The organism is Streptomyces cinereoruber, from assembly GCF_009299385.1.
GTDB lineage: Bacteria > Actinomycetota > Actinomycetes > Streptomycetales > Streptomycetaceae > Streptomyces > Streptomyces bikiniensis.
In genome coordinates this window covers 5100126-5126785 of sequence record NZ_CP023693.1, presented here as the reverse complement: position 1 = coordinate 5126785, position 26660 = coordinate 5100126, and the positions used below count along the sequence as shown (strand labels likewise).

The 26660-nt window shown below is 72.2% G+C and carries 26 protein-coding genes; 18 read left to right on the top strand and 8 right to left on the bottom strand.

Annotated elements, in window-relative coordinates; translation table 11 throughout:
- Positions 1-22 precede the first annotated feature (22 nt).
- Positions 23-943 carry a 1-aminocyclopropane-1-carboxylate deaminase/D-cysteine desulfhydrase gene (locus tag CP977_RS23265; protein ID WP_062752283.1) on the top strand — a complete coding sequence of 307 codons (921 nt, stop codon included), beginning with the start codon at positions 23-25 and terminating at the stop codon, positions 941-943.
- On the opposite strand, the gene CP977_RS23260 is transcribed toward CP977_RS23265, so the two are convergent.
- Positions 919-2517: a Na+/H+ antiporter gene (locus tag CP977_RS23260; RefSeq protein ID WP_062752284.1), complete on the bottom strand. Its 1599-nt coding sequence runs from the start codon at positions 2515-2517 to the stop codon at positions 919-921. The two genes, CP977_RS23265 and CP977_RS23260, sit on opposite strands and share 25 nt — an antisense overlap.
- A gap of 47 nt (positions 2518-2564) precedes the next feature.
- Here CP977_RS23260 and CP977_RS23255 point away from each other — a divergent pair, with 47 nt between their 5' ends.
- From CP977_RS23255 to CP977_RS23245, 3 genes are all read left to right on the top strand, one after another.
- A complete protein-coding gene (locus CP977_RS23255) occupies positions 2565-2825 on the top strand; it encodes a UBP-type zinc finger domain-containing protein (RefSeq protein ID WP_152370748.1) in 261 nt (86 codons plus the stop codon).
- A gap of 273 nt (positions 2826-3098) precedes the next feature.
- Positions 3099-3512, top strand: coding sequence for an ATP-binding protein (locus tag CP977_RS23250; protein WP_019889334.1), 414 nt, complete (start codon positions 3099-3101; stop codon positions 3510-3512).
- A 77-nt stretch (positions 3513-3589) separates the two neighbouring features.
- Complete coding sequence (locus tag CP977_RS23245; protein WP_372460607.1) at positions 3590-4585, top strand: RNA polymerase sigma factor SigF; 996 nt, start codon at positions 3590-3592, stop codon at positions 4583-4585.
- Positions 4586-4640: 55 nt separating this feature from the next.
- Here the strand turns inward: CP977_RS23245 and CP977_RS23240 are convergent, their stop codons facing one another.
- A complete protein-coding gene (locus CP977_RS23240; RefSeq protein WP_208420654.1) occupies positions 4641-5111 on the bottom strand; it encodes a hypothetical protein in 471 nt (156 codons plus the stop codon).
- Between the two features lie 195 nt (positions 5112-5306).
- Between CP977_RS23240 and CP977_RS23235 the strand changes: the two genes are divergently transcribed.
- Entirely contained in the window at positions 5307-6275 is a 969-nt protein-coding gene (locus tag CP977_RS23235) for a diacylglycerol/lipid kinase family protein (protein ID WP_062752288.1), read from the top strand.
- A gap of 317 nt (positions 6276-6592) precedes the next feature.
- Positions 6593-6850, top strand: a complete 258-nt coding sequence (locus CP977_RS23230; protein WP_003953983.1) for a WhiB family transcriptional regulator — start codon at positions 6593-6595, stop codon at positions 6848-6850.
- 195 nt (positions 6851-7045) lie between these two features.
- On the opposite strand, the gene CP977_RS23225 is transcribed toward CP977_RS23230, so the two are convergent.
- Both CP977_RS23225 and CP977_RS23220 read right to left on the bottom strand, forming a co-directional pair.
- Positions 7046-8512, bottom strand: a complete 1467-nt coding sequence (locus tag CP977_RS23225) for a sensor histidine kinase (RefSeq protein WP_062752289.1) — start codon at positions 8510-8512, stop codon at positions 7046-7048.
- A gap of 359 nt (positions 8513-8871) precedes the next feature.
- Complete coding sequence (locus tag CP977_RS23220; protein WP_062752290.1) at positions 8872-9480, bottom strand: TetR/AcrR family transcriptional regulator; 609 nt, start codon at positions 9478-9480, stop codon at positions 8872-8874.
- 82 nt (positions 9481-9562) lie between these two features.
- Between CP977_RS23220 and CP977_RS23215 the strand changes: the two genes are divergently transcribed.
- Together CP977_RS23215 and nagB are read left to right on the top strand one after the other, a co-directional pair.
- On the top strand, positions 9563-10354 hold the full coding sequence (locus CP977_RS23215) for an SDR family oxidoreductase (RefSeq protein ID WP_062752291.1): 792 nt from the start codon (positions 9563-9565) through the stop codon (positions 10352-10354).
- Positions 10355-10823: 469 nt separating this feature from the next.
- Positions 10824-11609 (top strand): glucosamine-6-phosphate deaminase, encoded by a 786-nt coding sequence (nagB, locus tag CP977_RS23210; RefSeq protein ID WP_062752292.1) that lies wholly within the window; start codon positions 10824-10826, stop codon positions 11607-11609.
- 97 nt (positions 11610-11706) lie between these two features.
- Here the strand turns inward: nagB and CP977_RS23205 are convergent, their stop codons facing one another.
- From CP977_RS23205 to CP977_RS23190, 4 genes are all read right to left on the bottom strand, one after another.
- Complete coding sequence (locus tag CP977_RS23205; RefSeq protein ID WP_062752293.1) at positions 11707-13230, bottom strand: glycoside hydrolase family 3 protein; 1524 nt, start codon at positions 13228-13230, stop codon at positions 11707-11709.
- A gap of 8 nt (positions 13231-13238) precedes the next feature.
- The gene (locus tag CP977_RS23200; RefSeq protein ID WP_079131283.1) at positions 13239-14075 is read right to left on the bottom strand and encodes a carbohydrate ABC transporter permease; all 837 of its coding nucleotides are present in this window, start codon (positions 14073-14075) and stop codon (positions 13239-13241) included.
- 26 nt (positions 14076-14101) lie between these two features.
- Positions 14102-15124 carry a carbohydrate ABC transporter permease gene (locus tag CP977_RS23195; RefSeq protein ID WP_062752294.1) on the bottom strand — a complete coding sequence of 341 codons (1023 nt, stop codon included), beginning with the start codon at positions 15122-15124 and terminating at the stop codon, positions 14102-14104.
- Positions 15125-15256: 132 nt separating this feature from the next.
- On the bottom strand, positions 15257-16549 hold the full coding sequence (locus CP977_RS23190; protein ID WP_062752295.1) for an extracellular solute-binding protein: 1293 nt from the start codon (positions 16547-16549) through the stop codon (positions 15257-15259).
- Between the two features lie 515 nt (positions 16550-17064).
- Between CP977_RS23190 and CP977_RS23185 the strand changes: the two genes are divergently transcribed.
- The 10 genes from CP977_RS23185 (at position 17065) to CP977_RS23140 (ending at position 26657) form a co-directional block, all read left to right on the top strand.
- On the top strand, positions 17065-17829 hold the full coding sequence (locus CP977_RS23185; RefSeq protein ID WP_053649500.1) for a GntR family transcriptional regulator: 765 nt from the start codon (positions 17065-17067) through the stop codon (positions 17827-17829).
- 420 nt (positions 17830-18249) lie between these two features.
- Positions 18250-18453 (top strand): hypothetical protein, encoded by a 204-nt coding sequence (locus CP977_RS23180; protein ID WP_152370746.1) that lies wholly within the window; start codon positions 18250-18252, stop codon positions 18451-18453.
- A 26-nt stretch (positions 18454-18479) separates the two neighbouring features.
- Positions 18480-18758, top strand: a complete 279-nt coding sequence (locus CP977_RS23175) for a hypothetical protein (RefSeq protein WP_062752297.1) — start codon at positions 18480-18482, stop codon at positions 18756-18758.
- 66 nt (positions 18759-18824) lie between these two features.
- Positions 18825-19856 carry a glycosyltransferase family 2 protein gene (locus CP977_RS23170; RefSeq protein ID WP_062752298.1) on the top strand — a complete coding sequence of 344 codons (1032 nt, stop codon included), beginning with the start codon at positions 18825-18827 and terminating at the stop codon, positions 19854-19856.
- 96 nt (positions 19857-19952) lie between these two features.
- A complete protein-coding gene (locus tag CP977_RS23165; protein ID WP_062752299.1) occupies positions 19953-20921 on the top strand; it encodes a UbiA prenyltransferase family protein in 969 nt (322 codons plus the stop codon).
- Positions 20912-21886, top strand: a complete 975-nt coding sequence (locus CP977_RS23160; RefSeq protein WP_159072870.1) for a lysylphosphatidylglycerol synthase domain-containing protein — start codon at positions 20912-20914, stop codon at positions 21884-21886. Before CP977_RS23165 ends, CP977_RS23160 begins: the two co-directional genes overlap by 10 nt.
- A gap of 8 nt (positions 21887-21894) precedes the next feature.
- Positions 21895-23325: an aspartate aminotransferase family protein gene (locus CP977_RS23155; RefSeq protein WP_062752301.1), complete on the top strand. Its 1431-nt coding sequence runs from the start codon at positions 21895-21897 to the stop codon at positions 23323-23325.
- Positions 23319-24374, top strand: coding sequence for an NAD-dependent epimerase/dehydratase family protein (locus CP977_RS23150; protein WP_109185352.1), 1056 nt, complete (start codon positions 23319-23321; stop codon positions 24372-24374). The genes CP977_RS23155 and CP977_RS23150 overlap by 7 nt, the downstream gene beginning before the upstream one ends.
- An 11-nt stretch (positions 24375-24385) precedes the next feature.
- Positions 24386-25501, top strand: a complete 1116-nt coding sequence (locus CP977_RS23145; RefSeq protein WP_152370744.1) for a glycosyltransferase family 2 protein — start codon at positions 24386-24388, stop codon at positions 25499-25501.
- The gene (locus CP977_RS23140) at positions 25494-26657 is read left to right on the top strand and encodes an endonuclease/exonuclease/phosphatase family protein (RefSeq protein ID WP_152370743.1); all 1164 of its coding nucleotides are present in this window, start codon (positions 25494-25496) and stop codon (positions 26655-26657) included. Before CP977_RS23145 ends, CP977_RS23140 begins: the two co-directional genes overlap by 8 nt.
- The last annotated feature ends 3 nt before the right edge of the window (positions 26658-26660 follow it).

The window sequence follows — 26660 nt, the reverse complement described above, 5'->3', positions numbered from 1 at the left end:
GGGCGGGCGGCACAATGGCGCCGTGAACGCGTTCGACCTCTCCCGGCTGCGGCCCCGGCTCCCCTCGCCCCTGGAGCCGGTGGAGGACGAACGTTTCGCCCGGCGCGGTCTCACGCTGCTCCTGAAGCGCGAGGACCTCATCCACCCCGACCTGCCGGGCAACAAGTGGCGCAAGCTCGCGCTCAACCTGGAGGCGGCGGCCGGGCGGCCCGTGCTCACTTTCGGCGGGGCGTACTCCAACCACCTGCGGGCGACGGCCGCCGCCGGCCGGCTGCTCGGCTTCCCCACGGTCGGGGTGGTCCGGGGCGACGAGCTGGCCGGACGCCCGCTCAACCCGTCCCTCGCGCGGTGCGCGGCGGACGGGATGCGCCTGGAGTTCGTGGACCGGGCCACGTACCGCGCGAAGAACGACCCCGCCGTCCTCGCCGCGCTCCTGGACCGCGCCCACGCGGGCGCGTACGTGGTCCCGGAGGGCGGCAGCAACGCGCTCGCCGCGCGCGGCTGCGCGGAGCTGGGCCGGGAGCTCGCGGGAGCGGCGGACGCGGTCGCGGTCGCCTGCGGCACGGGCGGCACCCTGGCGGGCCTCGCGGCCGGGCTCGCCCCCGGGCAGCGGGCCCTCGGCTTCCCGGTCCTCAGGGGGGACTTCCTGGGCGGGGAGGTCCGCGCCCTCCAGGAGGCCGCGTTCGGGGGCCCGCGCGGCGACTGGTCCCTGGACGGGCGCTTCCACGACGGGGGCTACGCGCGCGTGTCCCCGGCCCTGGAGGCGTTCACACGGGATTTCGAGGAACGGCATGAACTCGCCATCGAGCGACTGTATGTGGCCAAAATGCTGCACGGCCTCGTGACCCTGGCGGAGGAGGGGGCGTTCCCCCCGGGCACCCGGATCGCGGCGGTGGTCACGGGCGCCCCGGACGGGGTTCAGCCGTCCGTCTCCTCGCGGTAGGCGGCCGCCTCCTCCAGGTCGAGGCGGCGGAGCAGGACGCGCATCATCTCGTCGTCGATCCGGCGCTCGTCGCGGAGCCGCACGAAGACCTCGCGCTCGGCTTCGATCATCTCGCGCGAGAGGCGCCGGTAGGTGTCGTCGGCGGTCTCCCCGGTGGTCTCGTTGACCGCTCCGAGCCGCTCCCAGACCGCGTTGCGGCGCCGGTCGAGGACGGTGCGCAGCCGGTCGGCGAGGGGCTGCGGCAGGGCGTTGCGCTCGTCCGCGAGGAGCGCGTCGAGGCGCTCCTCGGCGGCCCGCGAGGCCTCGCTCTGGGCCTGCGCCTCGGCCAGCGTCTCGGCGTACCGGTCGCGGCCGGGAAGCTTCAGGAGCCGGATGAGGGGCGGCAGGGTGAGGCCCTGCACCACCAGGGTGCCGATCACGGTGGTGAAGGTGAGGAAGAGGACGAGGTTGCGGGCCGGGAACTCCTCGCCGTCCACGGCGACGGGGATGGAGAAGGCGATGGCGAGCGAGACCACTCCGCGCATGCCGGCCCAGCCGACGACGAGCGGCGCCCGCCAGTCCACCCCCGGCTCCCGCTCCCGGACGCGGGCGGAGAGCCACCGGGGCAGGAAGGTCGCCGGGTAGACCCAGACGAAGCGGACGAGGACGACGGCGACGAAGACGCCGACCGCGTACCCGGCCGCCTCGCCGACGCCGTACCGGCCGAGCCCCTGGACGACGTACGGGAGTTGGAGGCCGATCAGGGCGAAGACGGCGGATTCCAGGACGAACGCGACCATCTTCCACACGGCTTCCTCCTGGAGCCGTGTGGCGAAGTCGACCTGCCAGGCGCGGTGGCCGAGGAAGAGGCCGACCACGACGACGGCGAGGACCCCGGAGGCGCCGACCTCCTCGGCGGCCGCGTAGGCGGTGAAGGGGATGAGGAGGGAGAGGGTGTTCTGGAGCAGGGAGTCCCGCAGGTGGAGGCGGAGCCAGTGGATGGGGACCATGAGGACCAGGCCGACGCCGACGCCGCCGACGGCCGCGAGCGCGAACTCCCCCGCGCCGCCCGCCCAGCTGATCCCCTCGCCGACGGCCGCCGCGAGGGCGACCCGGTAGGCGGTGATCGCGGTGGCGTCGTTCACCAGGGACTCGCCCTGGAGGATCGTGGTGATCCGGTGCGGCAGGCCCAGCTTGCGGGCGATGGCCGTGGCGGCGACCGCGTCCGGCGGGGCGATCACCGCGCCGAGCACGAGGGCGGCGGTGAGCGGCAGGTCGGGCACGAGGACGTACGCGAGCCAGCCGACGGCCACGGTGGCGAAGAGGACGTACCCGACGGAGAGCAGGGCGACGGGCCGGACGTTGGCCCGCAGGTCGAGGTAGGAGGACTCGACGGCGGCCGTGTAGAGGAGCGGGGGCAGGATCAGCGGCAGGACGACGTGCGGGTCGAGCGTGTAGTCGGGGACGCCCGGGACGTACGAGGCGGCGAGGCCGGCGGCGACCAGGAGCAGCGGGGCGGGCACCGGGGTCCGGCGGGCCGCTCCCGCGATCGCGGCGCTCGCCGCCACCAGTGCCACCAGCCGCAGCGCGTCCATCCCGTCCGTCCGTTCTCTCGTCCGTGTCGCGACGTAACCTGGCCATCATGAGTGAGTGCCCGCACCTTGCCGGACTGCCGCGCCCCGAGCCGGCGCCGCTGTCCGACACCTGTCCCGAGTGCCTGGCGGAGGGCACGCATCCGGTCCAGCTGCGGCTCTGTCTGGCCTGCGGGCACGTGGGGTGCTGCGACTCCTCGGTGGGGCGGCACGCGACGGCGCACTTCTCCTCGACCGGGCACCCGGTGATGCGGACCTTCGAGCCGGGCGAGCGGTGGCGCTGGTGCTTCGTGGACGGTGCGATCGTCTGACGGTTGCGCGGCGCGCGGTTCGACGGGCTCCCGCTTGGGTACGTCACCCCTCCGCCGGTCGCTCGGTTCCGTTGTCCACAGGCCTCCGCCCACCGTCCGCACCCGTGGACCTACCATGGGTGACGGGTCGCGACGGGGTCGGGAACCGCACGGCGACACGGCGGGACGGATCGCGATAGCGTCACGGCGGACTGCGCAGCCCCCTGCGTACCGCCCGGTTCGGGGGCCTCTCCCCCGAGCCCCGAACGAGTTTGTGCCACCTTGGAGGTGAGGGTGTCCCAGATCGCAGGCGAGCCCGGGACCCAGGACTTCGTGGAAGTCCGGCTGCCCGCTGCGGGTGCCTATCTGTCCGTGCTGCGTACGGCCACGGCCGGCCTCGCGGCGCGCTTGGACTTCACCCTCGACGAGATCGAGGACTTGCGGATCGCGGTCGACGAGGCCTGCGCCATCCTGCTCCAGCAGGCCGTACCGGGGTCCGTCCTCAGCTGTGTCTTCCGACTGGTCGACGACTCGCTGGACGTGACGGTCTCCGCTCCGACGACGGACGGCCGTGCTCCCGAACGGGACACCTTCGCCTGGACGGTGCTGTCGGCGCTGGCCGGGAAGGTGGAGTCGTCGGTGGCCGACGACCGTACGGTCTCGATCAGCCTGTACAAACAGCGCGGCGCGGGGCCAGGCCCGGCGTGAGGAGCGGGGACGCGACGGCCGGCATCCCCGGGCAGAAGGCGCGGCCGCATGAGGTCGCTACGGAGCGGGCGGACCAGATGAGCGAGCACGAGCAGCAGCACGAGGGTGCCGGGACCCCGGGCGTCCCGGAGGCCCCCGCGGAGGCTTCCGGGGCCGGCGGGGTCCGGGGCGACGGCGTCAACGGGACCGGCGGAGTCAATGGCGCCGGCGGTGTCAATGGTGCCGGCGGTGTCAACGGGACCGGCGGGTCCGGGGACGCCGAGGCCCGGGACGCCGACGGGGCCGACGGGGCGCCGGAGGTCCACCCCGCCCCCGTCCCGCAGGACCGGAGCGGCGCCCGCGCCCTCTTCGTCGAGCTGCGCGAGCTGCCGGAGGGCTCCCCCGAGAAGGCGGAGCTGCGCAACCGGCTGGTGCGGATGCACCTGCCGCTGGTGGAGCACCTGGCCCGACGCTTCCGCAACCGCGGCGAACCGCTGGACGACCTGACGCAGGTGGCGACGATCGGCTTGATCAAGTCGGTGGACCGGTTCGACCCGGAGCGCGGGGTCGAGTTCTCGACGTACGCCACCCCCACGGTCGTCGGCGAGATCAAGCGCCACTTCCGGGACAAGGGCTGGGCGGTACGGGTGCCCCGTCGGCTCCAGGAGCTGCGGCTCTCGCTGACCACCGCGACCGCCGAGCTCTCCCAGCAGCACGGACGCTCCCCGACGGTGCACGAGCTGGCCGAGCGGCTCGGGATCTCGGAGGAGGAGGTCCTGGAGGGCCTGGAGTCGGCGAACGCCTACTCGACGCTCTCCCTGGACGTCCCGGACACCGACGACGAGTCGCCGGCGGTGGCGGACACGCTGGGTGCGGAGGACGAGGCCCTGGAGGGGGTCGAGTACCGCGAGTCGCTCAAGCCGCTCCTGGAGGACCTGCCGCCCCGGGAGAAGCGGATCCTGCTGCTGCGCTTCTTCGGGAACATGACCCAGTCGCAGATCGCGCAGGAGGTGGGCATCTCGCAGATGCACGTCTCCCGGCTGCTCGCCCGGACGCTCGCGCAGCTGCGGGAGAAGCTCCTGGTGGAGGAGTAGGACCCGCCGCTATCCGTTTGCCCCGCTCACGGAGCGCCGTTCACGAGATCGCCGCTCACGGGGTGTTCTGGCCGGGGCGCCGGATGCCGAGCGCCTCGGTCGTGGCGGGGTTCACCAGGAGGACGAGCCCGGTGACGGCCAGGACGCCGAGGACCGCGCCCGCCGGGATCATGGCGCTGTTCGCCTGGAGCATCTGCCAGGCGACCGGCAGGGCCAGGATCTGGGTGATGACGGCCGGGCCGCGGCTCCAGGAGCGGCACAGCCACAGGCCGCGGGCGGCGGCGAGCGGGATCAGACCGAGTGCGACGAGCGTCACGGCGCCCGTCAGCGCTCCGGTGAGGTCGCCGGGCGACCCGGTCAGGGCCTTCACCAGCATGTACACGCCCCCCGCGACGAGGCCGAGCGCCTCGACGCCGGCCACGGCCGCCGCGGCGGTGAGGCGGGTGGGCCGGTGGGCCCGCTCCGCGTCGCCGACGGGGGTCCGCTCCGTACCGCTGCTGACGGGGGTCTGCTCCGCACTGCTCATGGAAGGCAGGGTAACGGGGACGCCCCCGGGGCCGCCGGGGCCGGGTGCGGTCGGCCGGGCCGGAGCGACGCCGGGGGCGGGCCGGACCGGGTGCCGCCGGGCCGACAGGGCCGAATGCCGCCGTGCAGGCAGGGCCGGGTGCCGGGAAATGGACCGGACTGGGCCCGGTACCACCGGGTAGGTACGCTGGCGACCATGCGCGCACTTCTCGTGGTCAACCCGGCAGCCACCACCACCAGTGCCCGCACCCGTGACGTCCTCATCCACGCCCTTGCCAGCGAGATGAAGCTGGAGGCGGTCACCACCGAGTACCGCGGACACGCGCGCGACCTGGCCCGACAGGCCGCCGACAGCGGGAACGTCGACCTGGTCGTGGCCCTCGGCGGGGACGGCACGGTCAACGAGGTGGTCAACGGACTGCTGCACGGCGGACCCGATCCGGACCGCCTTCCGGACCTCGCGGTCGTCCCCGGCGGGTCGACCAACGTCTTCGCCCGCGCGCTCGGACTGCCGAACGACGCCGTGGAGGCGACCGGCGCCCTGCTCGACGCACTGCGTGAGGAACGGACACGCACGGTGAGCCTCGGGCTCGCGTCCGGGACGCCGGGCACGGAGGACGAATCGGTGCCGTCCCGCTGGTTCACCTTCTGCGCCGGCCTCGGTTTCGACGCGAGCGTCATCGGCCGGGTCGAACAGCAGCGGGAGCGCGGAAAGAGATCCACGCACGCCCTGTACCTGCGCCAGGTGGTACGCCAGTTCCTGGGCGAGACGAACCGCCGGCACGGCACGATCACCCTGGAGCGGCCGGGCGCGGAGCCGGTCGAGGACCTGGTCCTCTCCATAATCTGCAACACCTCCCCCTGGACCTACCTGGGCAATCGCCCGGTGTACGCGTCCCCGGAGGCCTCCTTCGAAACCGCGCTCGACGTGCTCGGGCTGAGGCGTCTCTCCACCCCCGCGGTCGCCCGGTATGCCACCCAGTTGCTCACTTCGTCCCCGGAGCGCGGGCCCCGCGGCAAGCACGCGGTGTCCCTGCACGATCTGACCGACTTCACCTTGCATTCGAAGGTCCCCCTCCCCCTCCAGATGGACGGAGACCACCTGGGACTGCGTACGAGCGTGACGTTCACAGGCGTTCGCCGTGCACTGCGTGTGATTGTGTGAGTGGAAGGGCCCAAAGTCCTTTCACTCGAACGTTTAGGCGCGCATCCACCCCTAAGAAGTACGGCTGTGACCTAGCCGACACCGAGGAATCAAAAAAAACTTTCCGGAAGGGGTTGTATCCGCTGCCGAGGTTTGCGAGTCTCTTCTTGGCGATCGGGACGGCCCGCAGGACCGGCCTCCACTGAGAGCCAGAACCCCTCCTCAATCCAAGGACCACACCAGTTCATCTGGCAGTCGGCCCTTCCCTTGCGGGGGGATTCGTGAAAGCGTTCACATTCACAAGCACCCTGCACGTAATACCAAGAGAGGTAGCAGCCATGGACTGGCGTCACAACGCCGTTTGTCGTGAGGAAGACCCCGAGCTGTTCTTCCCCATCGGCAACACCGGTCCTGCGCTGCTGCAGATCGAGGAAGCCAAGGCCGTCTGCCGCCGCTGCCCCGTCATGGAGCAGTGCCTGCAGTGGGCGCTCGAGTCCGGCCAGGACTCCGGCGTCTGGGGTGGCCTCAGCGAGGACGAGCGCCGCGCGATGAAGCGCCGTGCCGCTCGCAACCGGGCGCGCAACGCCAGCGCCTGACGCCCCACTTACAGCCTCAGGCGAGCGGCGCACACATCGCGTGTGCAATCACCGCCCTTGAGTCGCAGCGCGCAGCAGTAACCCACAGCATTCGAGCCCCGGACCGAATTCCCTTCGGTCCGGGGCTCGCTGCCGTGTTCCCCCGTATTCCCTCTGTGTTCCCTCTGTGTTCCCCCGCCGCGATCGCGGCGGAGATCACTTCTGGGACCGTACGGGAATGTCGAGGACCACCTTCGTACCGCGCTCGGCGCCCGGCAGCATGTCGAAGGTTCCGCCCAACTCCCCTTCCACCAGGGTCCGTACGATCTGGAGGCCGAGGTTTCCGGCCCGCTGCGGGTCGAAGCCCTCGGGCAGGCCGCGGCCGTCGTCCTTGACCGTGATGAGGAGACGCGCGTCGGCCCGGGCCTCGCCGCGGACGGCGGAGACCTCGACCGTGCCCTGCTCCCCCTGGGCGAAGGCGTGCTCCAGGGCGTTCTGCAGGACCTCGGTCAGGACCATGGAGAGCGGGGTGGCGACCTCGGCGTCGAGGATGCCGAAGCGGCCGTTGCGCCGGCAGGTGACCTTGCCCGGTGAGATCTCCGCCACCATCGCGATGACGCGGTCGGCGATCTCGTCGAACTCCACGCGCTCGTCCAGGTTCTGGGACAGCGTCTCGTGGACGATGGCGATCGAACCGACGCGCCGCACGGCCTCGTTGAGGGCCTCGCGGCCCCGGTCGGAGTCCATCCGGCGGGCCTGGAGACGGAGCAGGGCGGCCACCGTCTGGAGGTTGTTCTTCACCCGGTGGTGGATCTCCCGGATGGTGGCGTCCTTGGTGATCAACTCGCGCTCGCGGCGGCGCAGTTCGGTGACGTCCCGGAGCAGGACGAGCGAACCGATGCGGGTGCCCTTCGGCTTGAGCGGGATCGCCCGCAGCTGGATCACCCCGCCGTTGCCCTCGACCTCGAACTCGCGCGGCGCGTAGCCGGAGGCCAGGGTGACCAGGGCCTCGTCCACCGGGCCCCGGGAGGGCGCGAGTTCGGCGGTGATCTGGCCGAGGTGCTGGCCGACGAGGTCGGCGGCGAGGCCGAGCCGGTGGTAGGCGGAGAGGGCGTTGGGCGAGGCGTACTGGACGACGCCCTCCGCGTCCAGGCGGACGAGGCCGTCGCCGGCGCGGGGCGAGGAGTCCATGTCGACCTGCTCACCGGAGAACGGAAACGTTCCGGCGGCGATCATCTGGGCGAGGTCGGAGGCCGACTGGAGGTAGGTGAGCTCCAGGCGGGAGGGGGTGCGGACGGTGAGCAGGTTGGTGTTGCGGGCGATGACGCCGAGGACCCGGCCCTCGCGCCGCACGGGGATCGACTCGACCCGCACGGGCACCTCCTCGCGCCACTCCGGGTCGCCCTCGCGGACGATCCGGCCCTCGTCGAGGGCGGCGTCGAGCAGCGGGCGGCGGCCGCGCGGGACCAGATGGCCGACCATGTCGTCCTGGTAGGAGGTGGGGCCGGTGTTCGGCCGCATCTGGGCGACGGAGACGTACCGCGTGCCGTCGAGGGTCGGGACCCAGAGGACGAGGTCGGCGAAGGAGAGGTCGGAGAGCAGCTGCCACTCCGACACCAGCAGGTGGAGCCACTCGAGGTCGGAGTCGCTCAGGGCGGTGTGCTGGCGTACGAGGTCGTTCATGGAGGGCACGATGCGAGCGTACCCGCGGAATTCAGGGGCGGTGAACCTGGATCTCCGGGGCCGCGTGTTGGAGTATGGGCCAGGAAGCACCGCGTTCCTGTGGATGGACAGACAAGAATGGTCTAGTCCACAATGAACGCGACAGAGCCTCCATCCTCCCCGCACAGGAGGATGGAACGAGGTACCCGACGCTCTCTGCCCTGACTGCGTCGAGACCTCCCACACGGCCGAGGGACCGCACACCCCCGGCCGAGCAACTCCGGGCTGCGGTGCCGGGCGGGCTGAGGGTCCCGCCGGGCGCCGCGGCCCGCGGGTGTTTCCGGGGCCGGTTCCTGCTCCGGGCCACCGCCCTCCCGGGCCTACCCTCCCGCTTCCCCTGTCGGCCAGGCGCGCATAGCCGCCTCGGCCACGGCCGCGAGCTCCTCCGCCGTCGCCCCGTCGCGGGCCTGCTGGGACATGCCCTGGAGGACGGCGCCGCTGAAGCGGGCGAGGGCGCGCGGGTCGGTGCCGGCCGGGAGCTCGCCGGCTTCCACGTCCCGGCGGATCCGGGCCTCGAAGAAGGCCAGGTTGGCGTTCCGGCGGTCGCGCAGGATCGCCTCGACCTCGGGGGTCGAGCAGTTGACCGCGGCGGAGATCACCAGGCAGCCGGGGGGATGGCCGGGCTCGGTGAAGAGGTGGGCGGCCTCGCCCAGCATGCGCCCGACGGCGTCCCGGGCGGTCGGCTCCTCGGCGAAGGCGCGGCCGCCGTAGGCCCCGTACGAGAGGACGTAGGCCTCGACGACCTCCTCGAAGAGGGTCTTCTTGTCGCCGAAGGCGGCGTAGAGGCTGGGCGCGCTGATGCCCATGGCGCGGGTGAGGTCGGAGACGGAGGTCGTCTCGTAGCCGTGCTCCCAGAAGGCCATCGTGGCCTGCTCCAGGGCCGTGGGCCGGTCGAAGGAGCGGGGGCGGCCACGCTGTCTCGTCACCATGGAGTGAATTCTATAGCGCGCGCTACGGAAGTGGGGTACGGTCTTTACATAGCGACCGCTACAGAATTGAGGGGGCGCCGCCATGGGCGTGCTCGACGCAAGGACGGCAACGGTGAGGACGACGGGGAGGCTGGCCGGGAAGACGGCCCTCGTCACGGGCGGCAGTCGGGGCATCGGGCGAGGGATCGCCGAGCGGCTGGCCCGCGAGGGGGCACGGGTCGCGGTGCACTACGGGGGCAACGAGACGGCGGCGAAGGAGACGGTGACCGCGATCGAGGCGGCGGGCGGGGAGGCCTTCGCGATCGGGCGGGAGCTGGGGACGCCGGGGGACGCGGCGGCGCTCTGGGCGGCGTTCGACGAGGCGGCGGACGGGCTGGACATCCTCGTGAACAACGCCGGGACCGGGGCGCGCCGGCCGTTCGCGACGATCGACGAGGAGGAGTACGACCGGGTCTTCGCGGTCAACACGAAGGCGCCGTTCTTCCTGGCCCAGCAGGGCGTGGACCGGCTGCGGGACGGGGGCCGGATCATCAACGTCTCGACGGGCCTGAGCAAGGCGGCGCTCATGCCGGAGACGATCGCGTACGCGATGTCGAAGGGCGCGCTGGACGTGTTCACCAGGTACCTGTCGAAGGTCCTGGGGCCGCGCCGGATCACGGTCAACGCGGTGGCGCCGGGCATCGTGGACACGGACATGAACGCGGGCTGGCTGCGGGGGAACGAGAAGGCCCTGGCGTCCTCGGCGGCCCTGTCGGCGCTCGGCGGGGTGGGGACCCCGGCGGAGATAGCGGACGTGGTGGCCTTCCTGGCCTCCGACGACGCGCGCTGGGTGACGGGCCACTGGATCGACGCGACGGGGGGCTCGCTGGCCTGACGGCCCGACCGGGCGGGCCCGGAGCCTGGAGGCCCGGCCGGGCGGACCCGGAGCCTGGGGCCGGGCGGGATCCGGGAGCAAGGAGGCCAGGCGGGACCGGGGGCAAGCGTGACCGGCCGGGCCCGGGTCCGGGCGTGAGAGCCGGGGCAGCGGTGCGGCGGTACGGGGAGGGGCGGGGTGAGGTGGGGTGGGGCGCCCCTCCCCGCACCGCCCCGGCCGGACGGCCCGCTTCCGCGGGCTCCCGGCCCCACGGTCGGGGCCCGCGGCCGGGGCGGCAGCCGGGCCCACGGCCGACCCCACGGCCGGGGTCCGAGTGGCTGGCGGGGCGGGGGCGGCAGACGATGGGAGCGGGGGCGTCCGGGGGGCGGAACGGCATGGGAGGAAAGGCTCTCCTCTGCTAGATTTGCTCTTAGATTGGTCTATACCACCGGACCCCTTCCCAGCCCCTCACCAGATCGGCAGGCACAGCGTGGAAGTTGTCATCGTCAAGGACGCCAAGGCGGGCGGAGAGCTCATCGCGGACGGCATCGCCGACCTCCTGCGCCGCAAGCCCGACGCGCTGCTCGGCGTGGCCACCGGCTCGACTCCGCTGCCCATCTACGACGCCCTGACCGCCCAGGTCAAGGCCGGTTCGGTGGACGCCTCGCGGGCCCGGATCGCCCAGCTGGACGAGTACGTCGGCCTTCCCGCCGGGCACCCGGAGTCGTACCGCTCCACCGTGCTCCGGCAGGTCGTCGAGCCGCTCGGGCTCTCCCCGGAGGCCTTCATGGGGCCCGACGGCTCCGCCGAGGACGTCCAGGCGGCCTGCGAGGACTACGACCGGGCCCTGCGCGAGGCCGGCGGCGTGGACCTCCAGATCCTCGGCATCGGCACCGACGGGCACATCGGCTTCAACGAGCCGTGCTCCTCGCTCGCCTCCCGGACCCGGATCAAGACGCTCACCGAGCAGACCCGGGTGGACAACGCGCGCTTCTTCGACGACGACATCGAGCAGGTGCCGCACCACGTCATCACCCAGGGCATCGGCACCATCCTGGAGGCCCGCCACCTGGTGCTGCTCGCCACCGGCGAGGGCAAGGCCGAGGCCGTGGCGCAGACCGTCGAGGGCCCGGTCGCGGCGCTCGTGCCGGCCTCCGCGCTCCAGCTGCACCCGCACGCCACGGTCGTCGTGGACGAGGCCGCCGCCTCCAAGCTGAAGCTCGCGGACTACTTCCGCCACACCTTCGCGAACAAGCCCGCCTGGCAGGGCATCTGAAACCGCCCGCGACCCCGGTGACAGCGCGAAGGGGCCCGGCACCTGAGAACAGGTGCCGGGCCCCTTCGTATCCGTACGGGACGGGTACGGGCGGCCGTCAGGCTCCGGTGCCGATCACGGCCTCGGCGGCGGCGCGGCCGCAGACCCGGGCCGCGCCGTGCGTGGCGATGTGCAGGGCCCCGCGGGGCTCCGCCTCGTTGAGGCCCATCTCGACCACGACGGTGTCGGGACGGGCCGCGAGCAGGGCGTCGAGGGCCCGGATCATCCACGGGTGCCGGTGGAGGTCGCGTACGACCGCCACGACGCGCCGCTCCCCCGCGTCGGCCAGGGCCGAGTCCGCGGAGGACTCGTCGTACGAGCCGGTCTCCGTGCCGGGCAGCAGCCGCTCCAGCTCCGCGGCGATCCCCCAGGGGGTCTCGTCGCCGACGGCGAAGTTCGCGACCGGGGTGAAGGAGGCCACGTAGGGGGTGCCGGTGACCGGCGTGTACGGGCGCTCCCCGCGGGTCACCCGCAGGGCCCGGCGGGCGGCGACGAGTCCGATGTCGGCGCCGGGCGCGGTCCCCTCCTGCACTGCCGCGCCCGGCACCGATCCAGCCCCCCTGGCCCGGTGCGCCTGGGTCCAGGCCGCCAGGGCGCGCACGCGCGCCGCGGCGTCGGCCAGCCGCTCCTCGGGCAGTTCACCGGTCCGTACCGCGTTGACGAGCGCGTCGCGCAGCCGCAGCACGGTGTCCTCGTCGCACAGCCCGCCGCCGACGCAGATGGCGTCGGCGCCCGCGGCGATGGCGAGGACGGATCCGCGCTCGATGCCGTACGTCGCCGAGACGGCCTGCATCTCCATGCCGTCGGTGACGATCAGCCCCTCGAAGCCCAGCTCCTGGCGCAGCAGACCGGTGAGGATCTGCGGGCTCAGGGTGGCCGGACGGTGCGGGTCGAGCGCGGACAGAAGGATATGCGCGCTCATGACCGCTTTGGTACCCGCGGCGACGGCCGCGCGGAAAGGCACCAGCTCACGGGCGTGCAGTGTGGCGAGGTCCACATCGATCCGGGGCAGCGCGTCGTGCGAGTCGACGTTGGTGTCGCCGTGTCCGGGGAAGTGCTTCGTGCAGGCCGCGACCCCGACGCCCTGGAGGCCGTCGACGTACGCCACGGTGTGCCGGGCGACCAGGTCCGGGTCCGGCCCGAAGGACCGGACGCCGATGACCGGGTTCTCGGCGTTGGAGTTGACGTCGGCGGAGGGGGCCCAGTTGAGGTCCACCCCGCACTGCGCGAGCCGGCGGCCGAGCTCGCGGGCCACGGCCCGGGTGAGCTCGACGTCGTCGACGCTGCCGAGGGCGTAGTTGCCGGGGAAGGACGAGCCCCGCTTGACCTCCAGGCGGGTGACGTCGCCGCCCTCCTCGTCGATGGCGACGAGGACGTCGTCCCGCTCGGCCCGCAGCTGCGCGGTGAGCGCGGTGAGCTGCTCGGGGGTGACGATGTTCCGGCCGAAGAGGCCGACCGACGACAGGCCCTCGCCGATGCGGCGGAGCAGCCAGTCGGGGGCGGTGGTGCCGACGAAGCCGGGCTGGAGGACCGTGAGCGCGTCGCGGGTGAGCGTGTCCGAGCCGTGTACGAGAGTGGTCATGAGACCCGTTATCCCTTCACCGCGCCGGCGGTCATGCCGCCGACGGCCTTGCGCTGGAGGAAGATGAAGACGACGAGCACGGGGAGCGCGAAGAGGGTCGAGGCGGCCATGGTGGCGCCCCAGTCGTTGCCGAAGGCGGTCTGGAACTGGGTCAGCCAGAGCGTGAGGGTCTGGTTCGTCTTGTCCTTGTTCAGGACGAGGACCATCGCGAACTCGTTCCAGGCGGTGATGAAGCCGAAGAGCGAGGTCGACATCAGACCGGGGGCGAGCAGCGGGAAGATCACCTTGCGGAAGGCCTGGCCGCGGGTGCAGCCGTCGATCTGCGCGGCCTCCTCCAGCTCGACCGGGACGGCGGCGATGAAGCCGCGCAGGGTCCAGATGGTGAAGGGCAGGACCATCACGAAGTAGATCGCCGTGAGCAGCGGGATGCTGTTCAGCATGTCGTTGTCGCGGGCGATCATGTACATCGCGATGACCATGACCTCCCAGGGGGCCATCTGCGCCATCATCACGATGAGGACGATGCCCTTGCGGCCCTTGAACTTCATGCGGGCGATCGCGAAGCTCGCGGCGAGGGCCACGAGGAGGGCCAGGAGGACGGCGCCGAGGGTGACGATCAGGCTGTTCGTGACGTAGGACCAGAACAGGTCGACGCCGGTGGCCGTTGTGTAGTTCTCGAAGGTCGGCGTGAAGAAGAAGACGGGATCCTTCGTCAGGATCTCGCTCTGCGGCTTCAGCGAGGACGAGAACATCCAGTAGACGGGGAAGACGAAGACCACGGCGACCACGAGGGCGGTGAGGTTCTTCGCCACCGTCGCCGGCCGGAGCGGGCCGCGGGTCCGCAGCTTCTGGGGGGTCGGGGTGGTGGTGCTCACTGCTCGTCCTCCTGCTTCAGGATCAGGCGGAAGTAGAAGGACATGGCCACGAGCAGCATCACGATGGTGAGGATCGAGATGGCGGCCGCGAGGCCGTAGTGCTGCTGGCCCATGCCCTCGATGTAGGCGAAGACCGGCAGGGTCTCGGAGGAGCGGTCGGGGCCGCCCTGGTTCATGGCGTAGACCTGGGTGAAGGCCTTGAAGATCCAGATGATCTCCAGGAACGTGGTGATCATGAAGAACGGCTTCAGGTTCGGGAAGACCACGGACCAGAAGGTGCGCCAGCCGCTCGCGCCGTCCATCTTGGCCGCCTCGTACAGCTCGGACCCGACCGTGGTCAGGGCGGCGTACATGTTGAGGGCCACGAAGGGGATCGAGCCCCAGACGAGGAGGATCGTCACGATGACGAAGGTGGAGAAGCCGGTCTCGAACCAGTTGTGCTGGTCGTAGCCGGAGAAGCCGATGGAGCGCATCAGCCAGTTGGCGACGCCGAACTGCTCGTCGAAGAGCCACTTGAAGACGGTGACCGAGGCGACGATCGGCATGGCCCAGGCGAACATCAGCGCCAGGGAGAGCACGAACCGCATCTTCTTGCCGAGGCGGTTGAGCAGCATGCCGATCAGCGTGCCGAACAGCATGACCAGGGCGACGTTGACGGCGGTGACGACGAGCGACCGGACGACGACGTTCCAGAAGTCGGGGTCGCCCAGCAGCTTGGTGTAGTTCTCGAAGCCGACCCAGGGCGTCTCGCGCCGGATCATCTCCCGCTTGTTGACCCCCTGGAAGGAGAGGATCACATTGCGGAAAAGCGGGTAGAGCAGCAGCACCGCCATGGAGAGCAGGGCGGGCGTGACGAGCAGGTACGGCAGCAGCCCGCTGGGCAGGGAGCGCCTGCCGCGCGGAGGCCGAAGGGATTCCTTCGCGCCGGAAGGGGGTGGCGGAGTCTGCGACTTCCCTGCCGCCCTCCCGGGCGCGTCCTGAGGAACGGCGCCTGCCGTCCCCTGGGAGTCCACGGTCATGGTCTTCTTCCTCGCGGTTCTGGGGCTCCCGCGCCCACCGGGGCGCGGCCCGGGGGAGCGGGCCGCTGTTCACTGCAATGACCGAGTGGCGCGGCCGGTACGATCCGGCCGCGCCACCGGGGGTGGTTACCGCTACTGGTTGAGGCGCTCGGCGATGACCTTGTCGGCCTCTTCGCCGGCCTTCTTCGGGTCCTCGCCCTTCAGGACCTTGGTCATGTAGCCCTTGATCGGGTTGGGCTCGGTCTCGACGTTGGCCCAGCCCTCGGTGATCGGGGTGATGCGGCCGCTGTTCGCGGACTTCACCATCGCCTCGGCGAAGGAGCCGGCCTCGGGCTGGATCTGCGCGGACGGGTCGTTCGGGACGATGCCGCCCTTGACGGCCGTGCCGTAGGACTGCATGCCCTTCTTGCCGGCGGCGAGGGCCAGCCACTCCTTCGCGAGGTCCTTGTTCTGCGAACGCTCGGCGACGGCGAGGTTGGAGCCGCCGAAGAAGACGGAGCCCGGCTTGTCGGCGGTCTTGCCCGGGATCGGGAAGTAGCCGAAGTCGGCGGTCTTGCCGGCCTTCTTGATGGCGTCGATCGCGCCGCCGGCCTCCCAGCCGAGACCGATCCAGGACGCCACGCCGCCCTTGGGGACGATGTCGGTGGACTGCTGCGGGGTCGCCTCGTCCTTGTCCTTCGGAGCGGACGAGAAGGACTGCAGCTCCTTGTAGAAGTTCATGGCCGAGGCGGCCTGCGCGGTGCCCAGACCGCCCTTCCACTTGTCGCCGTCCTTGGTGGCGAGGTCGCCGCCCTCGTCCCACAGGAAGCCGGCGAAGACGTACCAGCTCTGGCCGGGCAGGTAGATCGGCTGCGACTTCGGGTCGGCGGCCTTGAGCTTCTTCAGGCCCTCGATCCACTCGGCGCGGGTCTTCGGCGGGGTGACGCCGGCCTTCTTGAAGGCGGCCTTGTCGTAGATGACGGCGCGGTTGGCGGCCCACCACGGAGCGGCGTAGAGCTTGCCCTCCAGCTCGGCCGAGGGCTTGATGCCCTCGCTCCAGTTGGCGTAGCCGAGCTTGTCCTTGTCACCGGTGAGGTCGGCGAGACCGCCGGAGGCGGCGTAGCCCGTGGTCTGGGTGTTGCCGATCTCCAGGACGTCCGGCGGGGTGTTCTCGGAGAGCGCCGTGGTGACCTTGGTCTGGATGTCGGTCCACTGCTGCGTCTCGACCTTGACCTTGACACCGGGGTGCGAGGCCTCGAACTCCTTGTTGATCCCGTCGATCCACTCCTGGGGAGCGGAACCGTCCATGACCCAGACGGTCAGGGTCTTGTTGCCCCCGGCCGTGCCCTTGTCGCCATCCTTGGCCTTGTCGCTGTCGGAACCACATGCAGCGATGGAGACCATCATGCCCGCGACGCCGATCGCCGCGATGAGCTTGCGCTTCACGCCACCCTCCTCAGGGATGCCTGCAACCCCCCTGCCCACCGCGCGAAGACATACGTCGGGTCATGCTCGTGGGACTGGGACCTGGTCTTTAATGGTTTAGACCAGTACCCGGAGCTTGGCCTAGACCTTTTTGGGTGTCAAGGGTGCGCAAGACGGGTAAGGGCGTCCGTTATCGGACCGACACCTGGTCTACGTCCGGCCACGAGCGCAGGAATCGCGCCAGTCGTCACCCCCCGGAACGCGCCGCGTGCGCCCCGGCGGACCGGAGAGCTCCTCCCGTTCCGCCGGAGCAAGCCTCTCACCTCTCGCCGGAATGGCCTAGACCAACGGGGGATATCACGGTGTATAAGAAGCAGGAGGACGACTCCTCCTCGCCGAAGCCTCGCCGACGCCCCATCGAAGCGGCACATATCGGCAGGAGAAACCGTGGTGGCACATGAAGCGTGCCACCATGTGAGCCGCGACAGACGGAGGAGCCGGTGACGGCAACAGCACAGGAGTCGGGAAGGCAGGCCATGGCCACGGACGCGGGCAGCACGGAGACAGAGAGCGGGACGCCCACCCGTACCGCGCGCGTGCCCAAGTACTACCGGCTGAAGCGACACCTGCTCGACATGACCGAGACCCTGCCGCCCGGCACGCCGGTCCCGCCGGAGCGGACGCTCGCCGCCGAGTTCGACACCTCCCGCACCACCGTGCGCCAGGCGCTCCAGGAGCTGGTCGTCGAGGGGCGCCTGGAGCGCATCCAGGGCAAGGGCACCTTCGTCGCCAAGCCCAAGGTCTCCCAGGCCCTCCAACTCACCTCGTACACCGAGGACATGCGCGCCCAGGGCCTGGAGCCCACCTCGCAGCTCCTCGACATCGGGTACGTCACCGCCGACGACACCCTCGCCGGACTGCTCGACATCTCGGCCGGCGGCCGGGTGCTCCGCATCGAGCGCCTGCGGCTGGCCAGCGGGGAGCCGATGGCGATCGAGACCACCCACCTCTCGGCGAAGCGCTTCCCGGCCCTGCGCCGCTCGCTCGTGAAGTACACCTCGCTCTACACCGCGCTCGCCGAGGTCTACGACGTGCACCTCGCCGAGGCCGAGGAGACCATCGAGACCTCCCTCGCCACCCCGCGCGAGGCCGGGCTGCTCGGCACGGACGTGGGCCTGCCGATGCTGATGCTCTCCCGCCACTCGCTGGACGCGCAGGGCGAGCCGGTGGAGTGGGTGCGGTCGGTCTACCGGGGCGACCGGTACAAGTTCGTGGCCCGCCTCAAGCGTCCCAACGGCTGAGCGACCACACGACCGCACTACCGCACGCTTCCGTACGACCGCACGCTTCCGAACGGCCGCACCCTCCGGGGCTGCGGCCGTTCGGCGTTCCCGGAGCCGCGCGGCCCGCTCGGCCGTACGGCCCGCACCGCCCCGGCCCCCGCCGCGCGGCCCCTCGGAGGACCTGCCCGGCGCCCGGCACCTTCCGCCTGGCAGGAACGTGACACGACCCGGAAACGCGCTGGTGGAGGGCGCGTACGGCGCGGGGGCGGGCGCTGTCCCCAAACGGCCACGCGGTTGGCGCCAGCCGTTCCCCGGTGACAGGCCGCCCCTCCGCGGGCCAGTCTTGGACCCGTCGAAGCCGCCCGGCAGAGCCCGGGAACGGCCCCGGGAAAACCCCGCGACTCCCCGTCCCGCACCGCCCCGAAAGGTAGCCCCGCCATGCCCAGCAATGCCCGGTTCGCCGCTTTCGCCAGCCTTCGGGTCCGCTCCGCCCTCACCCTGCTCGTCCCCGCGGCGGCCGCGCTGTCCCTCGTCCTCGCGGCCCAGCCGGCGGAGACCGCCGCGGCGCCCGTCACCGCCGCGGACATCACGGTGACGGGCGGCACCGCCCGGGCCGGCGGCGACGGATTCTCCTGGGGCTGATCGCCATCTACCTCGTCGGCATCTCGATGAGGGCACCGGAGGACGATCCCCCGGCGGACGACGACCCCCCACCTGCCCCGTCCGCCGCCCGTCTCGTCGAGACGCTGCACCGCCTCGCCCGGCCGCAGGACCGCTTCGACTCCGCGCGGGCCCTGGTCCTCGGCCGGACGGTCCGGCTCGCCCTGTACATCCGGGGCCCCGACGAGGTCGAAGCCGTCGGTCACGCGCTGCTGCTCTGCCGGCTCCTCGTCGGGCACTCCCCCGAGCTCTCCCGCCACCGCATCGCGGACTTCCGGCTCCTCTGAGCCCCGCACCGCGCCCGGCTTGCCCGCACACTCCCCGGAAAACCCCGCCACCCCCAAGGAACCCCCATGCCCAGGGCCCGTCCCACGGTGTCCGTCATCATCCCCAACTACAACTACGAGAAGACCCTGCGCGCCTGCCTCGCCTCGGTCCTCGCCCAGACCCACGCCCCCCTCGACGTCATCGTCGTGGACGACGCCAGCACCGACCGGTCCCGGGACATCGCCCGCGAGTTCGGCGTCGTCCTCATCGCCCACCCCCACAACCGCGGGGTGTCCGCCGCCCGGAACGCGGGAGCCGCCGCCGCCCGGGGCGAGGTCCTCTTCTTCCTCGACTCCGACACGGCGCTCCACCCCGAGGCCCTGGCCCACGCCGCCGACATGCTCCGGGACGACCCCGGCCTCGGCTGCGTCCACGGCGTCCTCGACCCCGAACCCCTCTTCGACGACGGGCCCGTGGAGCGCTACCACGCGCTGCACGCCCACTTCTGGCGCCGGCGCGCCGTCGGCGAGGTCCGCACCGCCTTCTTCGCCCTCGGCGCGATCCGCAAGGAGGTCTTCGAGGAGACCGGCCCCTTCGACGAGAACCTCCGGGACTCGGAGGACGTCGAGTACAGCGGCCGGCTCGTCCGCTCCCACCGGATCGTGATGACCGGGGCGATCCGCGGCCGGCACGACGACGTCGACCGGCTCGGCGCGATGCTCAAGGAGCAGTACCGGCGCTCCCAGCTGCTGATCGCCGCGCTCGGGCAGATGCGGGAGGGCGGCCTCACCGCCAACCGGCCGCTCGGCGTCCTCGCGGCCGCGCTGACGCTCCCCACCCTCCTCCTCGGTCTCCTCTCGCCCTGGCTGCTGCTCGTCCCCGCCCTGTGCGCGCTGGTCTTCGCCTGCGCCGACCCCGGCCTGAGCCGGTTCGCGCTGCGGACCCGGGGGCCCGGCTTCCTCCTGTACTTCACCGCCGTCCACTTCGTGCTGCACCAGGCGATCGTCCTCGGCGCGGCCCGCGGCACCGTCCGCTGGCTCACGGAGCCGGACTTCGGACCGAGCGTCCGGCGCCGCCCCGGGAAGGCCCCGGCGGCCTCCCCCACGACCTCCGCGTGACGCCCGCCCCCTCCGTACGGCCCCGGCGCCGGACCCGGCCCCGGCCCGTACGCCCGCCCCAGCCCTCCGTACGACCCTGCCCACAGGAGTCCGTTCATGGCCACGCCCGTGCTCACCGGCAGAGAGGCACCGAAGGCCCGCCCGCCTGCCTCCCCACCCCCCGGCCGCCTCGCCGACCTCGTCTCCCTCGTCCGCCCGGGACAGTGGACGAAGAACGCGGTCGTCGTCCCCCTCGGCCTGCTCGCCGCCCCCCGCCTCGACGGCGGCGCACTGGGCGGCACCCTGGCCGCCGTCGGCGTCTTCACCCTGGCGTCCGCGCTGATCTACCTGGTCAACGACATCGGGGACCGGGACCGCGACCGGCGCCACCCGGAGAAGCGGCACCGGCCGATCGCCGCCGGCCGCACGAGCGTCGCCACCGCCGTCTCCTTCGCCGCCCTGCTCGCCGTGCTCCTCGTGGCGACGGCCGGCCTGACCGTGCTCACCGGTACGGTCGCGCCCGCCGACTGGTGGCCGGTCGCCGCGTACGTCGCGCTCAACGCCGCGTACAGCAAGGGGCTCAAGCACGTCCCGCTGCTCGACGTCTTCGTCGTCGCCCTCGGCTTCGTCCTGCGCCTCGTCCAGGGGTGCCTGGCCGCCGGGAACCCGGTGCCGAGCTGGCTCGTGCTCTGCGTCCTCTCCCTCTGCCTGCTGCTGATCCTGGGCAAGCGGCGCCACGAGATGGCGGTCGGCGGAGTGCTGCACCGGCCCGCCCTGCGCGGCTACACCCTCGGCTTCCTCGACCAGCTGCTCGCCTTCACGGCCGTGCTCACCGCCGTCAGCTACGTCCTGCAGATCCAGACCACCCCGGCCTTCGGGACGCACGGCCCGCTGGTCGCGGTGCTGACCGCCCCGTTCGCGCTCTTCGGACTCGCCCGCTACCTCCAGCTCATCGTGGTGGACTCGGGCGGCGGAAACCCCTCGCGGGCCCTGTTCCGCGACCGGATGACCGTCTCCAACGCCCTCCTCTGGATCGTGCCGCTGACCGGCGCGTGGCTGTTCGGCCAGACCGGCCCGTGGCGGTGACGACCACGGCGGCCCCCGCCCCGGAGTCCGCCCCCGCTCCCCCGCCCCGGCGCGGCCCCCTGCGCCGCGCCCTGCCCGTCCTCTTCCCCGTCGCGATCGTCACCGGCGTCGGTTTCGCCCTGTACGACCGGGCGGGCGAGCTCGCCGGCCTCGTCCTGCGGCCGGCCTCCGTCCCGTACCTGCTGGTGGCGCTCGCCGCCAACGCCCTGGCCGTCCTGCTCTCCATGGCCACCTGGCGGACGCTCCTGTCCGACCTGGGGCCCGGGGTGCCCGGCCGGACCGCGACCCGGATCTACTTCACCTCCTACCTCGGCAAGTACGTGCCGGGTGCCGTCTGGGGCGTCCTCGCCCAGCTGCGGATGGGCGGTGCGGCCGGGGTTCCCGCGCCGGTCGTGCTCGCCGTCTTCCTGCTCAACCTGATCGTGGCCGTCCTCACCGGCCTCGCCGTCGGCCCCCTCGCCGCGCCCTGGACGCTCGGCACCGAGGCCTGGTGGCTGCTGCTGCCGGGCGCGGTGACCCTGGCCTGGGCCGTACGGCCCGGACTGCTCCACCACCTCGCCGCGTTCGCCGCCCGGCTGGCCCGCAGGCCCTCCCCGGCGACCCGGGCGAGCGACCGGGGCATGCGCCGGGCCCTCGCCTCCGCCACCGCCTCCTGGGCGGTCTCGGGACTGCACCTGTGGGCGCTCGCCGTGATGCTCGGCGCCCCGCCGCTGACCGCGCTGCCGGTCTGCGTGGGCGGCTTCGCCCTGGCCACCGCCGCCGCCAGCCTCGTGGTGGTGCTGCCGGACGGCTGGGGCGCCCGGGAGGGCCTGCTGCTGCTCTCGCTGACCGCCGTCCTGCCCTGGCAGGAGGCGACCGCCGTCGCGGTCGCCAGCCGGCTGGTCTGCACCCTCAGCGAGGTCCTCGTCGGGGGCGCCGCCCTCCTCCTGACCCTCCCCCGTCGTTCCGCCCCCTCCCCCGCCTAGGAGTTCCCATGCCCCCGCTGTACTCCGTCGACGACTGCGAGTCGATGACGGTCAAGCAGGTCCACCGCCTGTACAAGGACCACGTCAACAAGAGCCAGGTCTCCCTGATGACCTCCTTCGGCTTCGGCCAGGAGCTGGTCGAGAGCGCGGAGGGCGTCTGGATCACCCAGCGCGACGGCCGCCGCGTCCTCGACTTCACCGGCGGCGTCGGGGTCCTCAACCACGGCCACAACCACCCCCGGATCCTCGCCGCCCGGCAGCGCTTCCAGGAGCGCCGGAGCATGGAGGTCCACAAGACCTACTTCTCGCCCTACGTGGCGGCGCTCGGCCACAACCTGGCGGAGCTGCTGCCCGGCGACCTGAGCATGTCGTTCTTCCCCAACTCCGGCGCGGAGGCGGTCGAGGGCGCCGTCAAGCTGGCGTACAAGTACCACGGCGGCCGGCGCTCCCGGGTGCTGCGGGCCGACATCTCCTTCCACGGCAAGCTGCTCGGCTCGGGCAGCCTCACCGGCCAGAACCAGTCCACCTTCCAGTTCCCGGGCATCCCGGGCGTCGGGATCTTCCGGTACGGGGACCTGGACTCGGTCCGGAAGCTGGTCGCCGAACTCCGCACCGAGAAGGGCGGGTCGGACGTGTACGCGATCCTCATCGAGCCGCTGTCGGCGTCCACGATGAACGAGTGCTCCGAGGAGTTCCTGCGCGGACTGCGGGAACTGTGCACGGCCGAGGACATCGTGCTGCTCTTCGACGAGATCTACACCGGCTGGGGCAAGACGGGCACCCTCTTCCACTTCATGCGGTACGAGGGCCTGGTCCCCGACATCCTCACCACCTCCAAGTCCTTCGGCGGCGGCAAGTCCTCCATCTCGGCCTTCGTCGCCCGCGAGCCGGTCTTCCGCAAGGCGTACGACAACCTCACCGACGCCCTGCTCCAGTCCACCTCCACCACCTACTACGGCTTCGGAGAGGAGGCGGTCACCGCCATCGAGGCCGTCAACGTGGCCGTCGAGGACGACTACCCGGCCCGCGCCCGGGACCTCGAACGGATCCTCGCCCCCGGCCTGGAGCGGATCGCCAAGGAACACCCGGACGTGGTGGCCGAGGTGCGCGGGCACGGGGCGCTGCACGGCGTCTTCCTGCACAAGGGCCCGAAGGTCCTGGAACTGGTCACGAAGCTGGTGCCGGGCGCGATGACCAAGGACCCGCGCTTCCTCACCAAGCTCGTCACCTCGTCGGTGGTCAACGCCCTCTACCGGGACCACGGCGTCTACACGTACTACACCCTCAACGGCGACAACCCGCTGATGGTCGCGCCCTCGCTGGTCGCCGAACCGCACGAGGCCGAGTTCTTCCTGGAGTGCCTCGACAAGACCCTCGCGCAGGGTCTCCCCCGTCTGCTCACCCGTTTCGTCAAGGAGAAGGTGTCGTCGCTGTGGTAGAGCGCATCGTGGTCACCGGCGGTGCCGGAATGCTCGGATCGACCCTGATCGAGCGGCTGCTCGACGACGGGCGGCAGGTGCACTGCGTGGACCTGCGGGCGCCGCGCACGGAGCACCCGAACCTGACGCACACGGTCTCGGACGTCCGGGACGCCGTGGCGATGAAGCGGGCCACGGCCGACGCGGCCGCGGTGGTGCACTGCGCCGCCGCCCTGCCCAGCTACCCGGCCGACACCATCCGCTCGGTGATCGTCGGCGGTACGGAGGCGGTCCTGACCGCCGCCGAGGCGAACGCCGTCCCCCGGGTCGTGCACATCTCCTCGACCGCCGTCTACGGCCTGCCGAAGACGGTGCCGACGCCCGAGGAGTACCCGCGCGAGCCGGTCGACACCTACAGCGCCGCCAAGGCGGAGGCCGAGGAGGTCGCGGAGCGCTTCCGGGACCGGGGGACGTGCGTGCCGATCCTGCGCCCCAAGACCTTCCTGGGGCCCGGCCGGATGGGGCTCTTCGCAATGCTCTTCGAGTGGGCGGAGGAGGGCCGGAACTTCCCCGTGCTCGGCCGGGGCGACGTCCGCATCCAGATGTTCGACGTGGCCGACCTGGTCGACGCGGTGGTGACCGCCATGGACGCGCCGGCCGAGCGGGCCGACGACACCTTCAACCTGGGCGCCACCGAGTTCGGCACGATCCGCGAGGACTTCCAGGCCGTCCTGGACGCGGCCGGGCACGGCAAGCGGGTCCGGTCGATGCCCGCCAGGCCCGCGCTCACCGCGCTCAGCCTGCTCCAGCGCTCCGGCCTCTCCCCGGTCTACGGGCGTCTGCTGCACAAGCTGCTCGACGACAGCTTCGTCTCCACCGACAAGGCCCGGGACGTGCTCGGCTTCCGGCCGAAGCACTCCAACCAGGACGCGATCCTGCGCACCTTCGCCTGGTGGCGCGAGCAGCGGCACACGCCCGCCGGCGCCCGCCCCGCGAAGAGGAGCGAGGGCGTCACCAGTGTCGAACCGTGGCGGCAGGGGGCCCTCTCCCTCGCCAAGGTCCTCTTCTAGGAGCCCCCACCATGTCCTCCACCCCCTCCCCCGCCCCTTCCTCCCCCGTGTCCTCCGCCCCGTCCTTCCCCCTGGTCTCCGTCATCGTCCCCAACTACAACTACGGCCGTTCGATCGGCCTGTGCGTCGAGGCCGCCCTCACCCAGACGTACCCGAACGTCGAGGTCGTCGTCGTGGACGACTGCTCCACCGACGACTCGGCGGCGATCGCCGCCGCGGCCGGCGCCCGGGTGGTCTCCACCGGCGTCAACAGCGGGGTCGCGGTCGCCCGCAACCTGGGGGCCGAGCTCTCCTCCGGCGAGATCCTCGTCTTCCTCGACTCCGACGTGGCCATGCACCCGGACGCCGTCGAGAAGTCGGTCGAACTCCTCGCCTCGGGGCGGGGGTACGGCGCGATCTGCGGCACCTACGAGCCGGAGCCGCTGATCCGGGACAGCCTGATCGAGGAGTACCGCTCGCTCCAGCAGTACTACCTGCTCCTGCGGTCCGAAGGGGTCATCGACACCGTCCACACCGCGATCCTGGCGATGCCCCGGCACGTCTTCGACGAGGTCGGGCCGTTCAACCCGATCCTGCGGCACACCGAGGACCAGGACTACGGGCGGCGGATCTCCGAGCGGTACACGGTGCTCAGCTCCCTGGAGGTGCGCGGCCGGCACGACCACGACGACACCCTGCGGATCGTCCTGGACAAGGTCTTCGCCCGGGCCCGGCTCGCGGTGCCGCTGATCCTGGGCCGCCGGGCGCTCCAGGGCGGTTTCGTCACCGGGCCGCGCGCCGGGGCCAGCCTCGCCGCGCCGCTGGCGGTGGCCGCGCTGGCCGCGCCCGTGCTGTGGGGGCCGCTGTGGGCGCTGCTCCCGCTCGCCCTGTTCGCGCTCGGCGTCCTGGGCGACCTGGACATGTACCGGGTGGTGCGGAAGCACCGGGGGCGTGCGTTCCTCGTGTACTTCGTGGCGGTCAACTTCCTGGTGAACCTGACGGTGTTCGCGGCGATCGGGGTCGCGGGCGTGCAGTGGCTGTGCTCGAAGCGGTTCCGGCACCTGTACGACCCGCAGCCGCGCCCCGAGCACCGGCCGGCGGCGGAGACGCCGGTGCGGACGGCGGGGGCGGTGGCCTCCCGTGGCTGACGTGCTCGCCCCGGGGACCGACCCGGAGACCGCCCCCGAGGCCACCCCGGAGACCGCGCCGGAGGCCCCGGCCCGGGACCGGAGCCGGTCCCGGCGCCGCCGGAACGGGATCGTCCTGGGAGCGGCCCTGGCCTGGCTCGCGCTGCTGCTCGTGGAGTGGGCGGCGGACGGGCGGATCTGGCTGGGGCACCTGGTGGGCATCGTGCCTCCGGCGGCCTTCGTCCTGGTCCCGCTGGGCCTCGCGGTCCTCGCCCCGCTCGCCCGGGGCGCCGCCCGGTGGCGGAGCCTCGCCGCCGCCGTGCTCGCCCTCCTGATGGGCTTCGGGCAGTCGGGGTTCGACCCGGCGGCGGCGTGGCGGCCGGAACCGGCCCCCGGTCCGGACTCCGTGCGGGTCTTCGCCTGGAACACCAACTCCTGGAACCAGCTCCTGGGCACCCAGGACCACTTCTACGCCTTCCTGAGGTCGAAGGACGCGGACGTCTACCTGCTGCACGAGTACCAGCACGTGACCGCCGACCGGAAGGGGAGGCTGCCGATCGACGACCTGGCCCGGTTGCGCCGGGAGTTCCCGGGGTACGGGATCGCGGTCCGGGGCGAGCTGGTGACGCTCTCCCGCTTCCCGATCGTGCGGCAGCCGGCCGTGGGCCCGGCCCGGGACGTGCCGACGGGCGCGGACTGGCCGACGGAGTACCGGGAGAACAAGGTGCTGCGGACGGACGTCCTGGTCGGGGGGCGGGCGGTGTCGTTCTACAACGTGCACATGCCGGTGTGGAACAGCATGCCGGACGGCCTGCTCTCGTCCGCCTTCTACCGGCACATGCGGGAGCGGTTCGCCCCGCGCCGGGCCCAGTACGCCGGTCTGGAGGCGGACCTGGCGGCCAACCGCAACCCGGTGGTGGTGGCCGGCGACTTCAACGCGACGGCCGCGATGTCGGACCTCGACCCGCTGCGGGAGCGCCTCTCGGACGCGGCGGAGGTGAGCACCGACCCGTACCCCACGAGCTGGGAGGAGGGCGGCTGGAAGCCCTTCTGGCGGACCGACTGGGCGTTCACCGGGAACGGGGCGAAGGCCGAGCGGTACGAGTTCGGCGCGCCGGAGAAGCTGTCCGACCACGCGGTGCAGGACCTGTGGGTGTCGCTGCCGGGAAGCGGGTGAGAC